We start from the raw sequence: 18,818 nt of genomic DNA on the forward strand, positions 1-18,818 counted from the left end.
CTGGGGACCCTCGCGGCCCCGGATGCGGCGCTTTTTTCGTATTTCCGCTGCCTGCCACCGTGCTGTGCGGCGCCCGGATGCCGGCCTTGTGCGGCCCTTTTGGTTTTGAGCTTTGTTAATGAACAACATACGTAACTTTTCCATCATCGCCCACATCGACCACGGCAAATCGACCCTGGCGGACCGCATCATCCAGCTGTGCGGCGGCCTGTCGGAGCGCGAGATGGACGCGCAGGTGCTCGACTCGATGGATCTGGAGCGCGAGCGCGGCATCACCATCAAGGCCCAGACCGCGGCGCTGCAGTACAAGGCGCGCGACGGCCAGACCTACAACCTGAACCTGATCGACACCCCCGGCCACGTCGACTTCAGCTATGAAGTCTCGCGCTCGCTGTCCGCCTGCGAAGGCGCGCTGCTGGTGGTCGACGCGTCCCAGGGCGTGGAAGCCCAGACCGTGGCCAACTGCTACACCGCGCTCGACCTGGGCGTGGAAGTGGTGCCGATCCTGAACAAGATCGACCTGCCGCACGCCGACCCGGACAACGCCAAGAAGGAAATCGAGGACGTGATCGGCATCGACGCCTCGGACGCGACCACCTGCTCGGCCAAGACCGGCCTGGGCGTGGAAGACGTGCTCGAGACCCTGATCGCCAAGGTCCCGCCGCCCAAGGGCGACCCGGAGGCGCCGCTGCAGGCCCTGATCGTCGACTCCTGGTACGACCCTTACGTGGGCGTCGTGATGCTGGTGCGCGTGGTCAACGGCGTCCTGCGCCCGAAAGAAAAGATCCTGCTGATGGCGACCGGTTCGGTGAACCTGGTCGAGAGCGTCGGCGTGTTCACCCCGCGTTCGGTCTCGCTGCCGGAACTGTCCGCAGGGCAGGTGGGCTTCATCATCGCCGGCATCAAGGAACTGACCGCCGCCAAGGTGGGCGACACCGTCACCCTGGCGAGCAAGCCGGCCTTGGCCCCGCTGCCGGGCTTCAAGGAAGTCCAGCCGCAGGTGTTCGCCGGCCTGTTCCCGGTGGAAGCGAACCAGTACGACGCGCTGCGCGACTCGCTGGAAAAGCTGAAGCTGAACGACGCCGCCCTGATGTACGAGCCGGAAGTCTCGCAGGCGCTGGGCTTCGGCTTCCGCTGCGGCTTCCTGGGCCTGCTGCACATGGAAATCGTGCAGGAACGCCTCGAGCGCGAATTCGACATGGACCTGATCACCACCGCCCCGACCGTCGTGTACGAGGTCGAGATGCGCGACGGCTCCATGGTCCGCGTCGACAACCCGTCGAAGATGCCGGAGCCGTCCAAGATCAACGAAGTGCGCGAGCCGATCGTCGACGTCAACCTGTACATGCCCCAGGAATACGTGGGCGCGGTGATGACCCTGTGTAACGGCAAGCGCGGCGTCCAGATGGACATGGCCTACCACGGCCGCCAGGTCAAGCTGCACTACGAGATCCCGATGGCGGAAATCGTGCTGGACTTCTTCGACCGCCTGAAGTCGACCTCGCGCGGCTATGCCTCGATGGACTACGAGTTCAAGGAATACCGCGCCGCCGACGTGGTCAAGGTCGACATGCTGATCAACAGCGAGAAGGTCGATGCGCTGGCGATCATCGTGCACCGCGCTAACGCGCCTTACCGCGGCCGCCAGGTCGCCGCCAAGATGCGCGAACTGATCCCGCGCCAGATGTTCGACGTGGCGATCCAGGCCGCCATCGGCGCCACCATCATCTCGCGCGAGAACGTCAAGGCGCTGCGCAAGAACGTGCTGGCCAAGTGCTACGGCGGCGACATCAGCCGCAAGAAGAAACTGCTGGAAAAACAGAAAGCCGGTAAGAAGCGCATGAAGCAGGTCGGTTCCGTGGAGATTCCGCAGGAAGCCTTCCTCGCCATCCTCCAGGTGGAAGAAAAATAAATGAACCTGCAACCCATCTTGGGCAACTTTGCCCTGATCCTGTTCGTCGCCATGGTGATCACCGGTGTCATCTGGTGCCTGGATGTGTTCTACCTGGCCAAGGAGCGCCGCCGCAAGGCCGACGCCGCCCTGGCCGAGTACGACGCCCGCACCGCCAAGCTGGTGGCGGACGGGATCAAGGTCGACAACAACGGCAACCGCGCGGCGATCGAGCAGGCCCACCTGCGCCAGCCGACCTGGATCGAGTACTCGGGCAGCTTCTTCCCGGTGATCGCCCTGGTCTTCGTGCTGCGCTCCTTCCTGTGGGAGCCGTTCAAGATCCCGTCCTCGTCGATGGTGCCGACCCTGCTGGTGGGCGACTTCATCCTGGTAAACAAGTACACCTACGGTATCCGCCTGCCGATCATTAACAAAAAGATCATCCAGGTGAACGATCCCCAGCGCGGCGACGTGATGGTGTTCAAGTACCCGAAGGACATGAGCCAGGACTACATCAAACGCGTCATTGGTGTGCCGGGTGATAAAATCACCTACGAGAACAAGCGCCTGATGGTGAACGGCAAGCCGGTCGAGTACACGCCCCTGGACGACTACCTCGACGACCAGCACCCCGTCTACCACAAGCAGCTGGTGGAAAAGCTCCCGGGCAAGGATAGCGAGGTCGCCCACCGCATCCTGAATACCGACGGCCGCCCCACCTTCGATCTCGGCAATGTCGAGAACTTCCCGAACCGTGAAGCTTGCGACTATTCGTACGATAAATTTACCTGTATCGTACCGGAGGGCAACTATTTCATGTTAGGCGATAACCGAGACAACAGCCAGGACAGCCGCTATTGGGGCTTCGTCCCGGACAAGAACATCGTTGGCAAGGCGATCGTCGTTTGGATGAACTTCGGCAATCCCAAGCGGATTGGCGGCATCCGGTAACGCGGGGAGCGCAAGCAATGCAAGGCAATAAGAAGCACTATTTCGTGGGCGCCGAAAAAGGCATGTCGCTGACCGGCCTGATCGCCGTACTGGCGGTCCTCTGTGTCATGGCGCTATTCGCCATCAAGCTGATTCCGGCTTATCTCGAATACAACACGATCAAGGACGCGGTCGCCAAGGCCAAGGAAGCGGGCGGCACGCCGCGCGAGATGATCGCGGCCTACGACCGCAACGCCGAGATCAACAACGTGGAAGCCCTGCGCGGCCGCGACCTGGTGATCTCGCGCGACGGCGGCGAACCGGAAATCAGCTTCGCCTACGAAAAGCGGGTTCCGCTGATGGGCAACGTCAGCTTCGTGATCGACTTCGCCGGCAGCACCGACCCGAACGCGGCGGCGCCGGCTGCCGACACAGCCCAGTAACAACACACAGTACCCGGCCTGGCGCCGGGCGAGAGACGGCATCGACAATGAATCTTCAGTTATTGCAAACACGCTTGGGGTATACGTTTCGGGATGCCGGGCTGCTTCAGCAAGCCCTGACCCACCGTAGCCACAGCAGTTTGCATAACGAGCGCCTGGAATTCCTGGGCGACTCGATCCTGAACTGCGTCGTGGCCTCGATCCTGTACGAACGCTTCACGAACCTCGACGAAGGCGATTTGTCGCGCCTGCGCGCCAACCTGGTGAAGCAGCAGTCGCTGTTCGAGATCGCCCAGAAGCTGGAGCTGTCGCAGTTCCTGCGCCTGGGCGAGGGCGAGCTCAAGTCGGGCGGTTTCCGCCGTCCTTCGATCCTGGCCGACACCCTCGAAGCGCTGCTGGGCGCGATCTTCCTGGACACCGGCTTCGAGGCCGCGCGCGCCGTGATCCGCGCCTTCTACCTGCCCTTGCTGGACACGGTCGACCCGGCCACCCTGGGCAAGGACGCCAAGACCCTGCTGCAGGAATTCCTGCAGAGCAAGAAGATCTCGCTGCCGACCTATAACGTGGTGGCCACCCATGGCGCCGCCCACAGCCAGGAATTCGAAGTCGAATGCCTGGTGCCCAAGCTGAACATCCAGGTCTTCGGCCGCGGCGGCAGCCGCCGCGCCGGCGAGCAGGCCGCGGCCAGGCTCGCCCTCGAAGTCGCGCAGCAGGCCCTGACCAAGCCGGCAGGACGCAAGACCAAACCGCGCGCCGCCCAGCTCAAGCTGGCGGGCATCGCCACCATCCAGAGCGACGCGCCCGCTGCGCAAGCAGAACAACCAGGAACCACCCCATCATGAGCAGCACCCAAGAAGCCTTCCGCTGTGGCTACATCGCCATCGTCGGCCGCCCCAACGTCGGCAAGTCGACCCTGATGAACGTGCTGATCGGCGCCAAGGTGTCGATCACCTCGCGCAAGGCCCAGACCACGCGCCACCGCATCACCGGCATCCAGACCCGCGACGACGCCCAGTTCATCTATGTCGACACCCCGGGCTTCCAGACCCGCCACGCCAACGCCCTGAACAAGACGCTCAACAAGACCGTCTCGAACACGCTGACCTCGTCGGACGTGATCCTGTTCCTGGTGGAAGCCGGCACCTTCGGCCCGGCCGACGAGCAGGTGCTGAACCTGCTGCCCAAGAACGTGCCGGTGGTCCTGGTGATCAACAAGGCCGACCGCGTCAAGGACAAGGCGGTGCTGATGCCTTTCGCGCAAAAGATCGCCGCGCTGCGCGACTTCGCCGCCGTGGTGCCGGTCTCGGCCAAGCTGCGCTTCCAGGTCGACGCCCTGGAAAACGAGATCAAGCGCCACCTGCCGGAAAACGAGCCCATCTTCGGGCCGGACGACATCACCGACCGCAGCGAGAAATTCCTGGCCGCCGAGATCGTGCGCGAAAAGGTGTTCCGCCTGCTGGGCGACGAGCTGCCCTATACCAGCACCGTCGTGATCGAGCAGTTCGAGCAGGAAGGCAATTTGCGCCGCATCTTCGCCGCCATCCTGGTCGAGCGCGATACGCACAAGTCCATGATCATCGGTAACAAGGGCGCCAGGTTGAAGGAAATCTCGACCCAGTCGCGCCTGGACATGGAAAAGCTGTTCGGCGGCCCCGTGTACCTGGAAATCTGGGTCAAGGTCAAATCCGGCTGGGCCGACAACGAAGCGGGCCTGCGCGCCTACGGCTACGAGTAAGCGGCGCAGGGGGATCCCCAGGAACGCATGCCCAGCCACGACGACCTCGACGATGCCCAAGCGCTGATCGCGTCCAGTGCGCCTGCGAGCGCGCCCGCGCCCGAGCGGCGCATCCGTCCGCGCACGACCCAGCGCGAGGGCAGGGTGGTGGGCCAGCCGGGCTTCGTGCTGCACAGCTACCCCTACAAGGAAACCAGCCTCATCGTCGACATGTTCACGCGCGACCACGGCCGCGTGGGCCTGGTCGCCAAGGGCGCCAAGCGCCCGCTGTCGAAGCTGCGCGGGGTGCTGCAGACCTTCCAGCCCTTGTCCGTCTCCTTCAGCGGCAAGTCCGAGCTGCGCACCCTGATCGATGCCGAATGGGTGGGCGGCATGCTGCCCCTGGAAAAGACCGCGCTGCTGTGCGGCTTCTACCTCAACGAATTGCTGGTCAAGCTGCTGGCCCGCGACGACAAGCATCCGGCCTTGTTCGATCACTACGTCTCGACCCTGAACCAGCTGGCCCACGGCGAACCTGCGCAAATCGTCTTGCGAAAGTTCGAAAGGGCCTTACTTAAGGAAACGGGCGTCGCCGCCGACCTCGGCCGCTGCACGACGACGCGCGCGCAGGTGGAGCCGGAGGGCAGCTATGTGGTCGACCCCGAGCGCGGCCCGCGCCAGGCGGTCGTCAGCGACGTTTGGCCCGTGGTCAGCGGCAAGTGTTTGATCGACATGGAGCGCGACGACTACGCCGATCCGGCCACCCTGGCGCAGAGCAAGCAGCTGATGCGCTTCCTGCTGGCGCACCACCTGGGCGGCCAGCCGCTCAACACGCGCCAGATTTTGATCGATTTAATGCAGTTATAACCACGAATAAGACCATGAGCTTCCTGCAACCTGCCGGCCCGGTGATCGACCTGGGCGTGAACATCGACCACATCGCCACCGTGCGCAATGCCCGCGGCACCGTGTATCCGGACCCGATCCGCGCGGCGCTGCTGGCCGAGCAGGCGGGCGCCGACCTGATCACCCTGCACCTGCGCGAGGACCGCCGCCACATCAAGGATGCCGACGTGCTGGCGCTGCGCCCGCAGCTGGCCACCCGCATGAACCTGGAAGCGGCGGTGACGCGCGAGATGATCGACTTCGCCTGCCGGGTGAAGCCCCAGGACGTGTGCCTTGTGCCCGAGCGCCGCGAAGAGGTGACCACCGAGGGCGGCCTGGACGTGGTGCGCCACTACAAGGAAGTCGAGGCCGCCGTGCAGCAGCTCAAGCAGGAAGGCATCCGCGTGTCGCTGTTCATCGATGCGGACGAACAGCAGATCGAAGCCTCGCGCGCCGTCGGCGCCACCGTGATCGAGCTGCACACCGGCGCCTACGCGGAAGCGGAAGGCGAGGAAGCGCTGCGCGAGCTGGAGCGCATCAAAGCCGGCGTGCATGCCGGCGTGACGCGCGGCCTGCGCGTGAACGCGGGCCACGGGCTGCATTACACCAATGTGCAGCCGGTGGCCGCGATCCGCGACATCCACGAGCTGAACATCGGCCATGCGATCGTCGCCCATGCGCTGTTCGCGGGCTGGGAAAACGCGGTGCGCGAGATGAAGGCGATCATGGTCGCGGCGCGCCTGGGCGTATCGTATGCGAACGGAAAAGTCGGGGGCTGACGTGATCTACGGCATCGGCACCGACATCGTCCAGATCTCGCGTGTCGAGGCCGCCCTCGCACGCAGCGGCCCGCGCTTCGCCGAGAAGATCCTCGGCCCGCAGGAGCTGGAAAAATACCACGCGCGCAGCGCCAAGAACGCCGTGCGCGGCCTGCGCTTCCTGGCGACCCGCTTTTCGGCCAAGGAAGCGTTCTCGAAAGCCATCGGCCTGGGCATGCGCATGCCCATGACCTGGCGGTCGATGCAGATGCTGAATGCCCCGAGCGGCAAGCCCGTCATCGTCTGCAGCGGCGATCTCGAACAATTCATGCGCGCCAACCGGCTCAGCGCCCAGGTGTCGATCAGCGACGAAGCCGACTATGGTGTCGCCTTCGTGATCGTGACCCAGGACCTCAGCCAGTCCACCCTATAGCGATTCGCCAGTGACCAAGGAAGTACAACCCCCAGCGCAGCCGGACCTGCCGGCGCCCACCAGCGAAGTGGCGGAGGCGCCCGCGAGCTATGCGGCGTCGGCAGGCGCCGCGATGCCGGCCGCGCCTTCGAAGCCTGCACGCACCCGCAAACCGAAGGCCGCGGCGCCCCAACCCCCTGAACTGCGCGTGCGTCCGGACGCCTGGCAGGCCAGGAAGGAAGAGATGGCGGCGACCCTGAGCAAGGACGCCGAGGGAGGCGTGCAGCCCAGCGCCTCGGCGCGCGACCAGGTGCTGGCGACGGTGGCCAAGCTGCCCGACCTGCCGGGCGTCTACCGCTACCTCGACGCCAACGGCGGGGTGCTGTACGTCGGCAAGGCGCGCAACCTCAAGAAGCGCGTGTCGAGCTACTTCCAGAAGACCTTGTCGAGCCCGCGCATCGCGATGATGGTGTCGCAGATCGCGAACCTGGAAACCACGGTGACCAGCAGCGAGGCCGAGGCCCTGATCCTGGAAAACAACCTGATCAAGTCGCTCAAGCCCCGCTACAACATCCTGTTCCGCGACGACAAGTCCTACCCCTACATCAAGATCTCCAGCGGCGAAGCGCCCCGCATGTCCTACTACCGCGGCTCGCTGGACAAGAAGAACCAGTACTTCGGGCCTTTCCCGAGCGGCTGGGCGGCCAAGGAATCGATGCAGCTGCTGCAGAAGGTCTTCATGCTGCGCACCTGCGAGGACAGCGTCTACAGCAACCGCACGCGTCCCTGCCTGCTGCACCAGATCGGCCGCTGCAGCGCGCCCTGCGTGAACCTGATCGCGCCGGAGGACTACAAGCGCGACGTCGACAACGCCGCGCGCTTCCTGCGCGGACGCCAGACCGAGGTGCTGGACGACCTGCAGGCCAAGATGCAGGGCTATGCCATGGAGCTCAAGTTCGAGCGGGCGGCCTCGGTGCGCAACCAGATCCAGGCGCTGTCGAAAGTGCTGCACGCGCAGAGCATGGAGACCACCGGCGACGCCGATGTCGACGTGATCGCCGTGGTGGTGCAGGGCGGGCGCGCCTGCGTCAACCTGGCCATGGTGCGCGGCGGCCGCCACCTGGGCGACCGCGCCTACTTCCCGACCCACGTGGGCGAATCGCTGGGAGAATGTCCGATCGAGGTCGAGGTGCTGTGCGCCTTCCTGGCCCAGCACTACAGCGGCCAGTTCATTCCGGGCACGCTGATCCTGAACATCGAGTTCGACCAGCCGGAGCTGATCATGGCGCTCGCCGAGCAGTGCGGACACCGCATCAACCTGGTGTTCCAGCCGCAGGGGCAGCGCCGTCAGTGGCTGGAGATGGCCTGCAAGGGCGCCGAGATCGCGCTGGCGCGCCTGCTGTCCGAGCAGGGATCGCAGCAGGCGCGCACCCAGGCGCTGGCCGATGTGCTGGAGCTGGACAACGATGATCTCGAGTCCCTGCGCATCGAGTGCTTCGACATCAGCCACACGGCGGGCGAGGCGACCCAGGCCTCGTGCGTGGTGTTCCACCATCACCAGATGCAGAACGGCGAGTACCGGCGCTTCAACATCAACGGCATCACGCCGGGCGACGACTACGCGGCGATGCGCCAGGTGCTGACCCGCCGCTACGAGCGGGTGGCGAACGGCGAGGGCGTCGTGCCGGACATCGTGCTGGTGGACGGCGGCAAGGGCCAGGTCGAGATGGCGCGCCAGGTGTTCGAGGAACTGGGGCTGGATATCTCGCTGATCGTGGGCGTGGCGAAAGGGGAGGGGCGCCGGGTGGGCCTGGAGACCCTGATCTTCGCCGACGGCCGCGCGCCCAAGGAGCTGGGCAAGGAGTCGGCGGCCCTGATGCTGGTGGCGATGATCCGCGACGAGGCGCACCGCTTCGCGATCACCGGCATGCGCGCCAAGCGCGCCAAGGCCCGCCAGGCCTCGCGCCTGGAGGAGATCGAGGGCATCGGCGCCAAGCGCCGCCAGAAGCTGCTGGCGCGCTTCGGCGGGCTGCGCGGGGTGATCGACGCCAGCGTGGAGGACTTGATGACCGTGGAGGGCATCTCGAGCACGCTGGCGGAGGAGATTTATCGGCAGCTGCACTAACGGAACCGGGGCGATGCCCCGGTTTTGTTTTTAGAGGTGTGCTTCGAACTTGGGCGGAACAATGCCAGTGGCATTGTTCCGGCCTTCGCCGGAACGACGTACTAAAGCAGCGGGCCGCAATAGCGACTTCGACACGCGCCTTTAAAACCGTCATCCCGGGACTCGGCGTCCCCCTTGGCCGGGATCCAAGTTTGCCCGCACACCCAAAGCTCATACACTCGCTCCATACAGATGAGCTACCTGTTCCAATCCCCAATACCCATGTAGACTAGCGGCGCAAGCACTTTTCGCGGAATTTAGCCGTTACCTTATGCCTTTCAACATCCCGATTCTCCTGACCTGGTTACGCGTAGCGCTCATTCCCCTGGTTGTCGGTGTCTACTACCTGCCCACCCATTGGCTGCCGCTGGCCGACCGCAACCTGGCCGCGACCCTCGTCTTCATCGTCGCCGCCGTCACCGACTGGTTCGACGGCTACCTGGCGCGCCGCTGGAACCAGGTCTCCGCCTTCGGCGCCTTCCTCGACCCCGTGGCCGACAAGCTGATGGTGGCCGGCGCCCTGCTGGTGCTGGTCCAGCTGGACCGTGTCAACGCCATCATCGCCTTCATCATCATCGGCCGCGAGATCACCATCTCGGCCCTGCGCGAATGGATGGCCGAGATCGGCGCCAGGAAATCAGTAGCGGTCAGCTCGCTCGGCAAGATCAAGACCGCCGCCCAGATGACCGCCATCCCCATGCTGCTGTTCCACGACCGCCTGCTGGGCGTGCTCGACACCCACTACTGGGGCGAGTACCTGCTGTGGATCGCGGGCGTGCTGACAGTGTGGTCGATGCTGTACTACCTGCGCCGCGCCTGGCCCCTCATCAAGGAAAAAGCGGGGACGATGTAATTTGTTCTGTGGCATCCTTGACGTACAGAATAGAATCTCTATAATGCCTGCCTGTTGCGACGACATCGCAGCAGAGTAAGACGAAGCGGGAGTAGCTCAGTTGGTAGAGCGCAACCTTGCCAAGGTTGAGGTCGAGAGTTCGAGACTCTTCTCCCGCTCCAAGATTGCAGAAATGGCAGCAGTCTTGGAAAAACGTCAAAGTTCTGCGATAATCGATGTCTTGTACGCGGGAGTAGCTCAGTTGGTAGAGCGCAACCTTGCCAAGGTTGAGGTCGAGAGTTCGAGACTCTTCTCCCGCTCCAGTTAAAGCTGGCGCGGCAAATATGTAAGACTCCAATGCGGGAGTAGCTCAGTTGGTAGAGCGCAACCTTGCCAAGGTTGAGGTCGAGAGTTCGAGACTCTTCTCCCGCTCCAAAGGTTTTACGAAAAACACGTTGTACTCCTAAGCGGGAGTAGCTCAGTTGGTAGAGCGCAACCTTGCCAAGGTTGAGGTCGAGAGTTCGAGACTCTTCTCCCGCTCCAGAATTCCGAGAAGACTTTCCCTTCTCCTGTTGATGCGGCACATAACCCGCCGGCTCAGCAGATCTACACTATCTTCTGGCGAGGTAGCAAAGCGGTTATGCAGCGGCCTGCAAAGCCGTCTAGACGGGTTCGACTCCCGTCCTCGCCTCCAGAATATCGCACACCTAGGAATAGGTGCTGATCTAGATCAGATGAATGGCCTCCAAAATGGAGGCCATTTTTTTGTCCGCAGATGTTTCGCACATATACGCTCGCGATGTGAGCAGCGGCGCACACTGCGTTGGGAAGCCGCGTGGCCGCCTACCGGGCCCGACGCGGGCAGAATGGCCTGTGCACGACCATGCGCATCCAGGTGTCGCGGCGCTAATCGGCAATCCATGGCCAGTCGGTAATTGCAGCAGGCCCGCGCGCTAGTCACCGCGCTGGCTGCCCGAGCCGTATGGATGTGTGATTACAGGGCGCGCATCGGGAAACAGGTTTCGGAATTGCGCGATGTCGCTGCCGCCCGCATCGATCCACGCACGCGCTTCTGCGACCCGTCCGAGCTCCTCAAAGCAGTACACGCCACCGTTGAGCGTGACTTCATTTGTCAGTTCCATTCTTCTCTCTTCCGTGCCGACCGGCACTGCTATGGAACGCGATAGGCCATGCAAGGCTGTCCAGGCAGGACGAGGCGCGTTTTCGCCTCTAGTGCATCCTTTCCCTCGCCGGAGGTCGGATTCAGCTTGGGAAAGGGATACCCGGCCTGTCCAGCCCGGTCAGTCCTTCATGCTGTCCCAGCCGTGGTGCAAGGCCGCCCTGATCTCTTCCCAGGTCGCTGGCTTGCGCTGTTGATGACCACGCTCCCATTCGTCCCGCAATTCGCCTTCCACATCGTTCCAGCCGCGGCCCAGGAAGGCGACTCGGCGGCGCACGTTGTGGCCGTAGCGGTAAACCGGGGCCAGATCGTTGTAATCCGTGCCGGGATAGTTATGGGCATGATGAAAACGGTAGTCGGCCTCGTGCAGAGCGTGGCCAGTGCCGAATCGGTTCCAGCCATGCTTGATGGCATCCATAAAGTCGGCCCAAGCAGAGAATTTTCCCGGATGCCCAGGAGCGAATGCGCTCCTCCGGAGGGAGGGTGCGTGGGCGAACCCAGCATCATCGGCGCTGGTCGAGGCACTGGTCCTCCGGTGCCCCGGATCCTGGCTATCGTCGTCGGCATGCCCTTCCCGCATTACCCCATCGTTGAGTGTCAAGGCTGGATAATGTGCTGGCGACAGCGTCGGTTCCCGGTAGGTAGTGCCGATCATGAACGTGTCACCGGCATCGTGGGTGCCGAAATAGTGGTCGACGTCGCGTGCGTAGAACTGCAGCGCTCCCGGTGCGACGGTGCGGCGCTGGGCGACGTTCGCGAGGTCCGCCGGCCTGGCGGGTACGCTCGTCCAGGCATCCTCGCCGCTGAGATGCACGAAGCCGGAAACCAGCGAGCTGGCGCGTTCCGCGTCCTGGGCGTTGTCGGTCGACAGGGTAAGGACATGGCTGTCCGCCGCATCCGACTGCGGATCGGCCGTCACCGGACGGTTCTTCATCCGGGCGAGAGAGCGGTAGAGCCAGCGGGCGGTCGATGTCCCGGGGCGCTCCGGCCATTCGAGTGCCGGGGCGTCGTGGGATCCGGACCGCACGCCAGGCATGGTCACCAGGTCCGCGTCGGCGCGCGCGTATCCGGAGGCCAGCAATTCGTCCAGCGCCTGCTGGGCTTTGTCGCGGTCGTCGAAGACCGCCTTCAGCTTGTGTCGCATGATGTTCTCCTGCTGCCATTGATGAAAGCATGCTTGCCGGCGCTTCGGAAATGCCCGATGTGATCGCAAGGACGATGCCGGGGGAATCGCGGTGCGTCGTACGGCCCGCAGCGTGCGGGCTGGTGCTGGTCGCCAGGAGAAGCATTCGCGATATGACGCGAGGCGTCAGCGACCGGAGGGGAGGGCGGCGCGCATTTGCGGAGCCGGAGTATCAGTGTACGCCGATGGTGACGCAGGTGTGGACAATGCGCGGGATTCTTTACACGCCGGTAGGGCGTCCATGCGATCCACAGTCCGCCCTCCGGCGCCGCACACGCCGCGACCAGGGCGCGCAAGAACCTGGCCTCGAACAATTCGTGCGACGACGCTTGTGCGCCGTGCTAGCATGCCCTGTAAGCTTTCTGGCAACGCGTGAGGAACCATCCATGGAACCGGTCGAGCCAGCCGAGGTGAGGCGGTGCGCGGAAACCCCGAACCAACGGTCATGGAATCCTGCAGATGTTGAACTGCAGGGAGTGATCGGTACCGATGCTGGTAGCGACCAGTCATTTCCACTGAGGGGGCATGCAGGAGCCCGTCGCCGGTCGACTGTCTGCCAGGCGGTATCGCGCCGACGACAGGAGCGTCCCACCTGGTGCGGTGCGCTTTGGTTGATCGGCTGCGGCGGGGCGGCCTGGGGCCGCAAGTGTTGGGCCGTACTCAAGGAGGCAACGTGGCAAACCGGGTACTCGTCATCTCGCCTGACCCGGACGATGTCCGGACCCTTCGCCAGGCACTGGGCAGCGCATCCGACGGCCCCTTCATCGTGGAGAACGCCTCGACCTTGGCAAGCGGCCTGCGACGCATCGAACAGGGCGGGGTCGATGCGATCCTGCTGGACTTGACCCTGCCGGACAGCCGCGGCCTGGCGGGCTTCGACCAGGTTCACGCGGTCGCGCGCCATACGCCAGTCATGACGCTGTGCGCGCTCGGGGAAGAGCAGGATGCCAGTGAGGCGGTCCAGCGCGGCGCGCAGGGCTGGCTGTCGAAGGGCTACTTCGACAATAACCTGGTGCCGCAATCCTTGCGCAATGTAATCGAGCGCATGAAGGTCGAGCAGAAGCTGTACGCTGTCCAGGCACGCGCGCAGATCACGCTGAACTCGATCGGCGACGCCGTCATCTCGGTCGACATGCACGGGCGCGTCGACTACCTGAACATCGCCGCCGAACTAATGACCGGGTGGAAACGCGACGAGGCCAAGGGCCGGCGCATCTCGGAAATACTCGTCATGGTCGATGGCGATGGCGGCGCGCCGGTCGTCAATCCCGTCGAAGCCGTGCTGCGAGATGGCCAGGTCGAGGGCCTGGCCGGGGAAGTCGTCATGGCGGATCGCCATGGCAAATGCAGGAGGATCGAAGATTCGGCCGCACCTATCTTCGATTGGGACGGACTGCTGGTGGGCGCCGTCATGGTCTTCAGGGACGTTTCCGATACTGTCGCGCTGACCACGAAGATGAAGCACCTCGCCCAGCACGATTTCCTCACCGGCCTGCCCAACCGTGTCCTCCTGAACGACCGCATCACCCAGGCCACCGTATCGGCCAAACGCAGCAACACCTGCCCGGCGCTCCTTTTCCTTGACCTGGACAAATTCAAGCACATCAACGACTCGCTTGGACACGCCATCGGCGACCATTTGCTGCAAGCCGTGGCCGGACGCCTGCTCGACTGTGTGCGCTCGTCCGACACGGTCAGCCGCCACGGAGGCGACGAGTTCGTGGTCCTGCTTGCGGACGAGCGGCGCCCGCAGGACGCGGCGCTGGCGGCCGAGAAGATCCTGATCGCCATATCGACGCCTTTCCTGCTCGATGGGCATCAATTGCATACGTCCACGAGCATCGGCATCAGTGTGTTTCCGCTCGACGGCCTGGATGCCGCCGCCCTGCTCAAGAACGCCGATACCGCGATGTATCACGCCAAGGAGCGAGGCCGTAACGCTTACCAGTTCTTTCGCCACGACATGAATGCGCGCGCCGTCGAGCGTCAACTGATCGAAAGTAACTTGCGCCTCGCACTCGAACGGTCCGAGTTCACACTCCATTACCAGCCCAAGCTGGACCTGGAAAGCGAAACGATCACTGGCGTCGAGGCCCTGCTGCGCTGGAACCACCCGGAATGGGGACTGGTTCCGCCGGAGCGCTTCATCCACATTGCCGAGGAGTGCGGCCTGGTCATTCCCCTGGGACGGTGGGTGTTGCGCGAAGCCTGTACCCAAGCGGTGCGCTGGCGTGACAGCGGGATTGCACCGGTGTCGATCGCGGTCAATGTCTCTGCCATGGAGTTCCGCCACCGCGACTATTTCGACCACGCGCTTGCCATCTTCAAGGCAACCGGGGCCGACCCGGTCTGGCTGCAGCTGGAACTGACCGAGAGCGTGCTGATGCGCGACGTCGCGGCCAGTGCCGGCTTGCTCGCGAAGTTCAAGGCGATGGGCGTGCAGATTGCCGTCGATGACTTCGGCACCGGCTATTCCAGCCTCAGTTACCTGAACCAGTTTCCGATCGATGTGCTCAAGATCGACCAGTCCTTCGTCAGGGCGATCGATGGTAGTGCGGAAAGAAACGGCGCCATCGTGAGCGCCGTGATCGGCATGGGAAGGAGCCTGCACCAGCGTGTCATCGCCGAAGGCATCGAGAATGCGGTCCAACTAGCCTTTCTCAAGCTGCACGGCTGTGGCGAGGGACAGGGCTATTTTTTCAGCAAGCCTGTCGACGCCGACCGGATGCGGGCGATGCTGCATGCAGGTGGGTGACTTCGGCTGGCTGGCTGCCGGCGGGCTGTTTTTGAACTGCCGGCATGGCCTTTTATGCGACCAACGACATGGTGCGTGACGGCCAGGGGATCCGGCATCTGTTGGTCCTGGCCGGCGGCATGTGCCACTAGATCGTCGTCCCGTTCGATGTTGTCTGAGGCCCGGCCGCGCGCGCTGCCAAGGCGGGCGCCTTCCGGAGCAATATGTTGCCGCTTGCTATTCCACAAAAATAGATTTGCAAATTGGCCGCACGCACGCGGAAATGAGCGCATAGTGTGATGGTCATACGCGATCTCAGCGATCGTCCTCTCCCAGACGGCATTTGCTGTGCTGCCATTCCCGCCGGACCTGTCCACGCATTGCGTCAGGCGCACCTGCATGTCCAATTTGTTATAACTTTTGAAAGGTACTTCATGTATCCATTCCCCCAATCCGTCAATCCCGCGTTGCGTTCGCATATCGATGCACAGAGCGCGTTCTACAACGAACTATCGCAAACGATCTCCGACTCCCTGCAGCAGGTATTTCAGATGAACATGCAGCTGGGCCAGACCCTGTTCGAGGAAAGCGCCAGCACCGTCCGACGCATGCTGGCCACCGGAAGTCCGACCGACGCGCTGTCGGCGGCGGCATCGCGCGCCCAGCCCGCTGCCGACAAGTTGCGTTCGTACCAGCAGCAGTTGTCGCAGCTTGCCGCCAGCACCCAGGTCGACCTGACCCGCGTGACCGAGCAGCATGTCCAGGAAACGTCCCGTACCGCGCACGCCCTGGCCGACGAGGTGACGCGCGTCTCGGGTGAAGACATCGACAAAAGCTTGCGTCAACAAGCGGATGCGATGAAGAATTCGCGTGACGCCTTTCGGCAGGATGCTGAGCGCGGCGCCAGGGCCGGCGCCCAATTCTCAGGCAACCTGCAAAGCGGCGCCGACGGCGCGGGCGTGAAGCCCGACGGCCAAGCGCGTCCGTCGGGTGGTTCCGGCAACGCGCAAGGCGGCAACAACCAGGCCGGCAACAAGATCCCGTCCCCGGCGCGCTGACCTTGGGCGTCCTGGCCCCGACAGCGAGGTGTTGGGACGCCGCCGACCACGCGGTGTCGCCGTCGCCTTCATTTGCAGTAGCGTGTTTGACCACGTCATCGAGGAAACGGCGCGCGCATTTGTCTCTGGCGGAACAGGCCATCGATGATCTTCCACTGAATGTACGCCGGCACATCGCAATAGCCCACGTTAAAAGGAACGATAATGAGCAAGAATCACGATTCGAAGAGAGCCACGAAAAAAGAACCGGCCAGGACGCCGAAGGAAAAAAAGGCAGACAAAAAAATTAAGAAGGCGGAGAAAATGCGCCAGCAATGACGAGTATCTTGCAGCTAGGATTCCTACTGAGTTCGCAAAGCAGGCCGTGAGGCGCGTCGGCCGCCGCCATAGGGGTTGACATGGCCTTGAGGCCTTATCGCCCCTGACGAGCAGGGCGATGTGGCATAACCTGCGGTTCTCGACTAAACGATTGATATCGCTGAGCGAAATACGCCCTGCAAAGCCGTCTAGACGGGTTCGACTCCCGTCCTCGCCTCCAGTTTATTCTTTATCCAGATCTGGATATTGATTCAAGTCAGACCAAAGCAAATCGCCGGCTCAGCCGGCGATTTGCTTTTGCGTCATCATCATGCGCTCGCGGCTTGAAGGCTGCTCGCAGGTATGTGCGACCTACACAGCTAGACCCGTCACGGTCGACGGTGTCGCGCCACTTGCCGCGCGACGAAACGTTGATGGCGAGACACCGGTGTGGTCTTTAAAAAATCTCGAGAAGTTGCCCGGTGCCGAGAATCCAAGATCCAAAGCCACTGAGGTCAAGGATTCTCCCTGGCTGATGAGCCGGCGCATTGCTTCCTCCACCCGTACTGCACTCCAGAACACCTGAGGCGTCGTATTGAGCTGATCGCGGAATAGCGTAAACAGGTGCGCTCTCGAAACGCCAACCCGGCTCGCTATCTCATCCACTGCAAACTTTTCGCTGACGTTTTCGCGCATCAGCGCAATCGCGGTACGCAAGCGGTGATCGAGCAAGGGCGGAAGCAGCCATTTCGTATCCCCGAAGCGCTCCCGGGTGACTGCATCGATGCTCGCGATAATGAGCTGCTCGACCAGTTCATCCAGCTTTTCTTCTGAATCCCGCGAGTAGAGGATGAGGTCAAGGATCTGCCAGCAGGCCTGGCGCAGGGCGGCATCGATTGGAATCCGGGGGGAGGGGAACACAAAAGGCCGTCCGGTCACCCTGCGGCGCTCGTTCAACCAGCTTCGTGAAATCATGAAGACCAGGAACACGGCAGGCCCATGCTGATCCAGCAGCGACATGTCATGCGATTGGTTCGCGTTCGTCGCCAGCCCAACGTTCTCGCAGTATTCCACCTCGTCCGCGCCAACCTTGGCCCGTGCCCGCGAACCACCTAGCCAGAACACGATCTGCGATTCCGAATGTGAATGCGCAACAAGATCACTACTGGCCTCAAGCACGATCGCTTGGCCGAACGCCCCTTCACGGAACGCGTACGCCGCTGTCATTGAATGTCTCCTTGCCAGTTTTTCTGGTCGATTTGTAGCTGGATTTTAACGCCTCCCTCCTGATAACGAGCATTCAGCGAAAAGATATCAGACTCCTTGATAAGTTATCCGACAGCTGGATAAGGCCCGGCATTCCCCGATAAGCGCGGCTTTTTCATCCTTCCTACACTCCCTGCACGGTTGATCGTTCCGCACCGGTTGGAACAGACCGCATCTAGGAGAAACAAGGAATGCAACTCGCTACTTATCAATACGACGGCCGCCGCTTTGTGGGAATCGTCAGCGCCGACGGTCAGAGCGTCATGCCGCTGGACCTGCCGCAAGCCGTCGCTGCAAAGGGCGTCCTCGCCGTGATCGAACTGCTGGCGAAAGGCGAAGCACTGCCGGCGGCGGCGGGCCAGGCTGTGTCGGTCGCGTCCGTGAACCTGGAGGCGCCGCTGCCCCAGCCGCGCCGCAATCTCTGGTGTGTCGGCCGCAATTACCACGCCCACGCAAAGGAATTGCAGACCTCGGTGTTCAAGGACAACGACAAGAACCCGGAGTCGTGGCCGATTGTGTTTACCAAGGTTCCGGAATGCGTGGTTGGCCCGACCGCCAATATCATCTTGCCAGGTGCGGCGATCTCCGAACAGATCGACTATGAAGCCGAGTTGGCGGTTGTCATCGGCAAAGGTGGCAAGAACATCACCCGCGACAACGCGATGGATCACGTGTTCGGCTACACGGTGGTCAACGACATTACCGCACGCGACGTCCAGATGCGTCACCAGCAGTGGGACATGGGCAAATCGTTCGACACCTTCTGCCCGATGGGACCATGGATCGTCACGGCCGACCAGCTCGACGGCACCAATACCCGCGTGCGTTGCTGGGTCAACGGCGAGCTGCGCCAGGACGGTCCGACCGAAAACCTCATCTTCGACATTCCCATGCTGATCGAGACTATCTCGCGCGGAATCACCCTTTATCCGGGCGATGTGATCGCGACCGGAACGCCGGCAGGCGTCGGCCTGGGCATGACGCCGCCGCGTTTCCTGGCGGCGGGCGATGTGGTACGGGTCGAGATCGACGGTATCGGCGCCATCGAAAACAAATTCGTTTAAGGAACGG

Annotated in this window: 16 protein-coding genes and 5 tRNA genes; 18 read left to right on the forward strand and 3 right to left on the reverse strand. The window is 63.0% G+C overall.

The features are described 5' to 3' along the window. The first annotated feature begins 118 nt into the window (after window positions 1-118). The 15 genes from lepA (at window position 119) to KBW95_RS02975 (ending at window position 10,723) form a co-directional block, all read left to right on the forward strand. The gene (lepA, locus tag KBW95_RS02905) at window positions 119-1,912 is read left to right on the forward strand and encodes a translation elongation factor 4 (protein WP_211523129.1); all 1,794 of its coding nucleotides are present in this window, start codon (window positions 119-121) and stop codon (window positions 1,910-1,912) included. Then, the gene (lepB, locus tag KBW95_RS02910) at window positions 1,913-2,842 is read left to right on the forward strand and encodes a signal peptidase I (RefSeq protein ID WP_211523130.1); all 930 of its coding nucleotides are present in this window, start codon (window positions 1,913-1,915) and stop codon (window positions 2,840-2,842) included. A 17-nt stretch (window positions 2,843-2,859) separates the two neighbouring features. Continuing rightward, entirely contained in the window at window positions 2,860-3,264 is a 405-nt protein-coding gene (locus tag KBW95_RS02915; protein ID WP_211523131.1) for a DUF4845 domain-containing protein, read from the forward strand. A 74-nt stretch (window positions 3,265-3,338) separates the two neighbouring features. After that, on the forward strand, window positions 3,339-4,106 hold the full coding sequence (gene rnc / locus KBW95_RS02920; RefSeq protein WP_229429508.1) for a ribonuclease III: 768 nt from the start codon (window positions 3,339-3,341) through the stop codon (window positions 4,104-4,106). Next, window positions 4,103-4,999: a GTPase Era gene (era, locus tag KBW95_RS02925; RefSeq protein WP_211523133.1), complete on the forward strand. Its 897-nt coding sequence runs from the start codon at window positions 4,103-4,105 to the stop codon at window positions 4,997-4,999. The genes rnc and era overlap by 4 nt, the downstream gene beginning before the upstream one ends. A gap of 27 nt (window positions 5,000-5,026) precedes the next feature. Further along, on the forward strand, window positions 5,027-5,845 hold the full coding sequence (recO, locus tag KBW95_RS02930; protein ID WP_211527442.1) for a DNA repair protein RecO: 819 nt from the start codon (window positions 5,027-5,029) through the stop codon (window positions 5,843-5,845). A gap of 14 nt (window positions 5,846-5,859) precedes the next feature. Further along, window positions 5,860-6,642 carry a pyridoxine 5'-phosphate synthase gene (locus KBW95_RS02935; protein WP_211523135.1) on the forward strand — a complete coding sequence of 261 codons (783 nt, stop codon included), beginning with the start codon at window positions 5,860-5,862 and terminating at the stop codon, window positions 6,640-6,642. Window position 6,643: 1 nt separating this feature from the next. Then, complete coding sequence (gene acpS / locus KBW95_RS02940; RefSeq protein WP_211523305.1) at window positions 6,644-7,054, forward strand: holo-ACP synthase; 411 nt, start codon at window positions 6,644-6,646, stop codon at window positions 7,052-7,054. A gap of 223 nt (window positions 7,055-7,277) precedes the next feature. After that, a complete protein-coding gene (gene uvrC, locus KBW95_RS02945) occupies window positions 7,278-9,158 on the forward strand; it encodes an excinuclease ABC subunit UvrC (RefSeq protein WP_229429524.1) in 1,881 nt (626 codons plus the stop codon). A 310-nt stretch (window positions 9,159-9,468) separates the two neighbouring features. Beyond that, window positions 9,469-10,050, forward strand: a complete 582-nt coding sequence (gene pgsA / locus KBW95_RS02950; RefSeq protein WP_211523136.1) for a CDP-diacylglycerol--glycerol-3-phosphate 3-phosphatidyltransferase — start codon at window positions 9,469-9,471, stop codon at window positions 10,048-10,050. Between the two features lie 85 nt (window positions 10,051-10,135). Continuing rightward, window positions 10,136-10,211 (forward strand) — tRNA-Gly (locus tag KBW95_RS02955). Window positions 10,212-10,276: 65 nt separating this feature from the next. Continuing rightward, window positions 10,277-10,352: transfer RNA gene (locus KBW95_RS02960), tRNA-Gly, on the forward strand. 36 nt (window positions 10,353-10,388) lie between these two features. Beyond that, a tRNA-Gly gene (locus KBW95_RS02965) sits at window positions 10,389-10,464 on the forward strand. A gap of 32 nt (window positions 10,465-10,496) precedes the next feature. Then, a tRNA-Gly gene (locus tag KBW95_RS02970) sits at window positions 10,497-10,572 on the forward strand. Window positions 10,573-10,649: 77 nt separating this feature from the next. Further along, window positions 10,650-10,723, forward strand: a tRNA-Cys gene (locus KBW95_RS02975). Between the two features lie 259 nt (window positions 10,724-10,982). Here KBW95_RS02975 and KBW95_RS02980 read toward each other — a convergent pair. Further along, entirely contained in the window at window positions 10,983-11,171 is a 189-nt protein-coding gene (locus KBW95_RS02980) for a hypothetical protein (protein ID WP_211527443.1), read from the reverse strand. Window positions 11,172-11,330: 159 nt separating this feature from the next. Continuing rightward, window positions 11,331-12,353 (reverse strand): hypothetical protein, encoded by a 1,023-nt coding sequence (locus KBW95_RS02985; protein WP_211527444.1) that lies wholly within the window; start codon window positions 12,351-12,353, stop codon window positions 11,331-11,333. 712 nt (window positions 12,354-13,065) lie between these two features. Between KBW95_RS02985 and KBW95_RS02990 the strand changes: the two genes are divergently transcribed. Together KBW95_RS02990 and phaP are read left to right on the forward strand one after the other, a co-directional pair. Further along, complete coding sequence (locus tag KBW95_RS02990; protein WP_211527445.1) at window positions 13,066-15,147, forward strand: EAL domain-containing protein; 2,082 nt, start codon at window positions 13,066-13,068, stop codon at window positions 15,145-15,147. 413 nt (window positions 15,148-15,560) lie between these two features. Then, on the forward strand, window positions 15,561-16,184 hold the full coding sequence (gene phaP, locus KBW95_RS02995; RefSeq protein ID WP_267875407.1) for a TIGR01841 family phasin: 624 nt from the start codon (window positions 15,561-15,563) through the stop codon (window positions 16,182-16,184). Between the two features lie 669 nt (window positions 16,185-16,853). On the opposite strand, the gene KBW95_RS03000 is transcribed toward phaP, so the two are convergent. Then, the gene (locus KBW95_RS03000) at window positions 16,854-17,708 is read right to left on the reverse strand and encodes a helix-turn-helix domain-containing protein (protein WP_211527447.1); all 855 of its coding nucleotides are present in this window, start codon (window positions 17,706-17,708) and stop codon (window positions 16,854-16,856) included. A gap of 230 nt (window positions 17,709-17,938) precedes the next feature. On the opposite strand from KBW95_RS03000, the gene KBW95_RS03005 reads away from it, so the two are divergent. Next, on the forward strand, window positions 17,939-18,811 hold the full coding sequence (locus tag KBW95_RS03005; protein ID WP_211527448.1) for a fumarylacetoacetate hydrolase family protein: 873 nt from the start codon (window positions 17,939-17,941) through the stop codon (window positions 18,809-18,811). The last annotated feature ends 7 nt before the right edge of the window (window positions 18,812-18,818 follow it).

Source organism: Massilia sp. ZL223, assembly GCF_018119395.1.
In the GTDB taxonomy this organism is placed as follows: domain Bacteria; phylum Pseudomonadota; class Gammaproteobacteria; order Burkholderiales; family Burkholderiaceae_D; genus Telluria.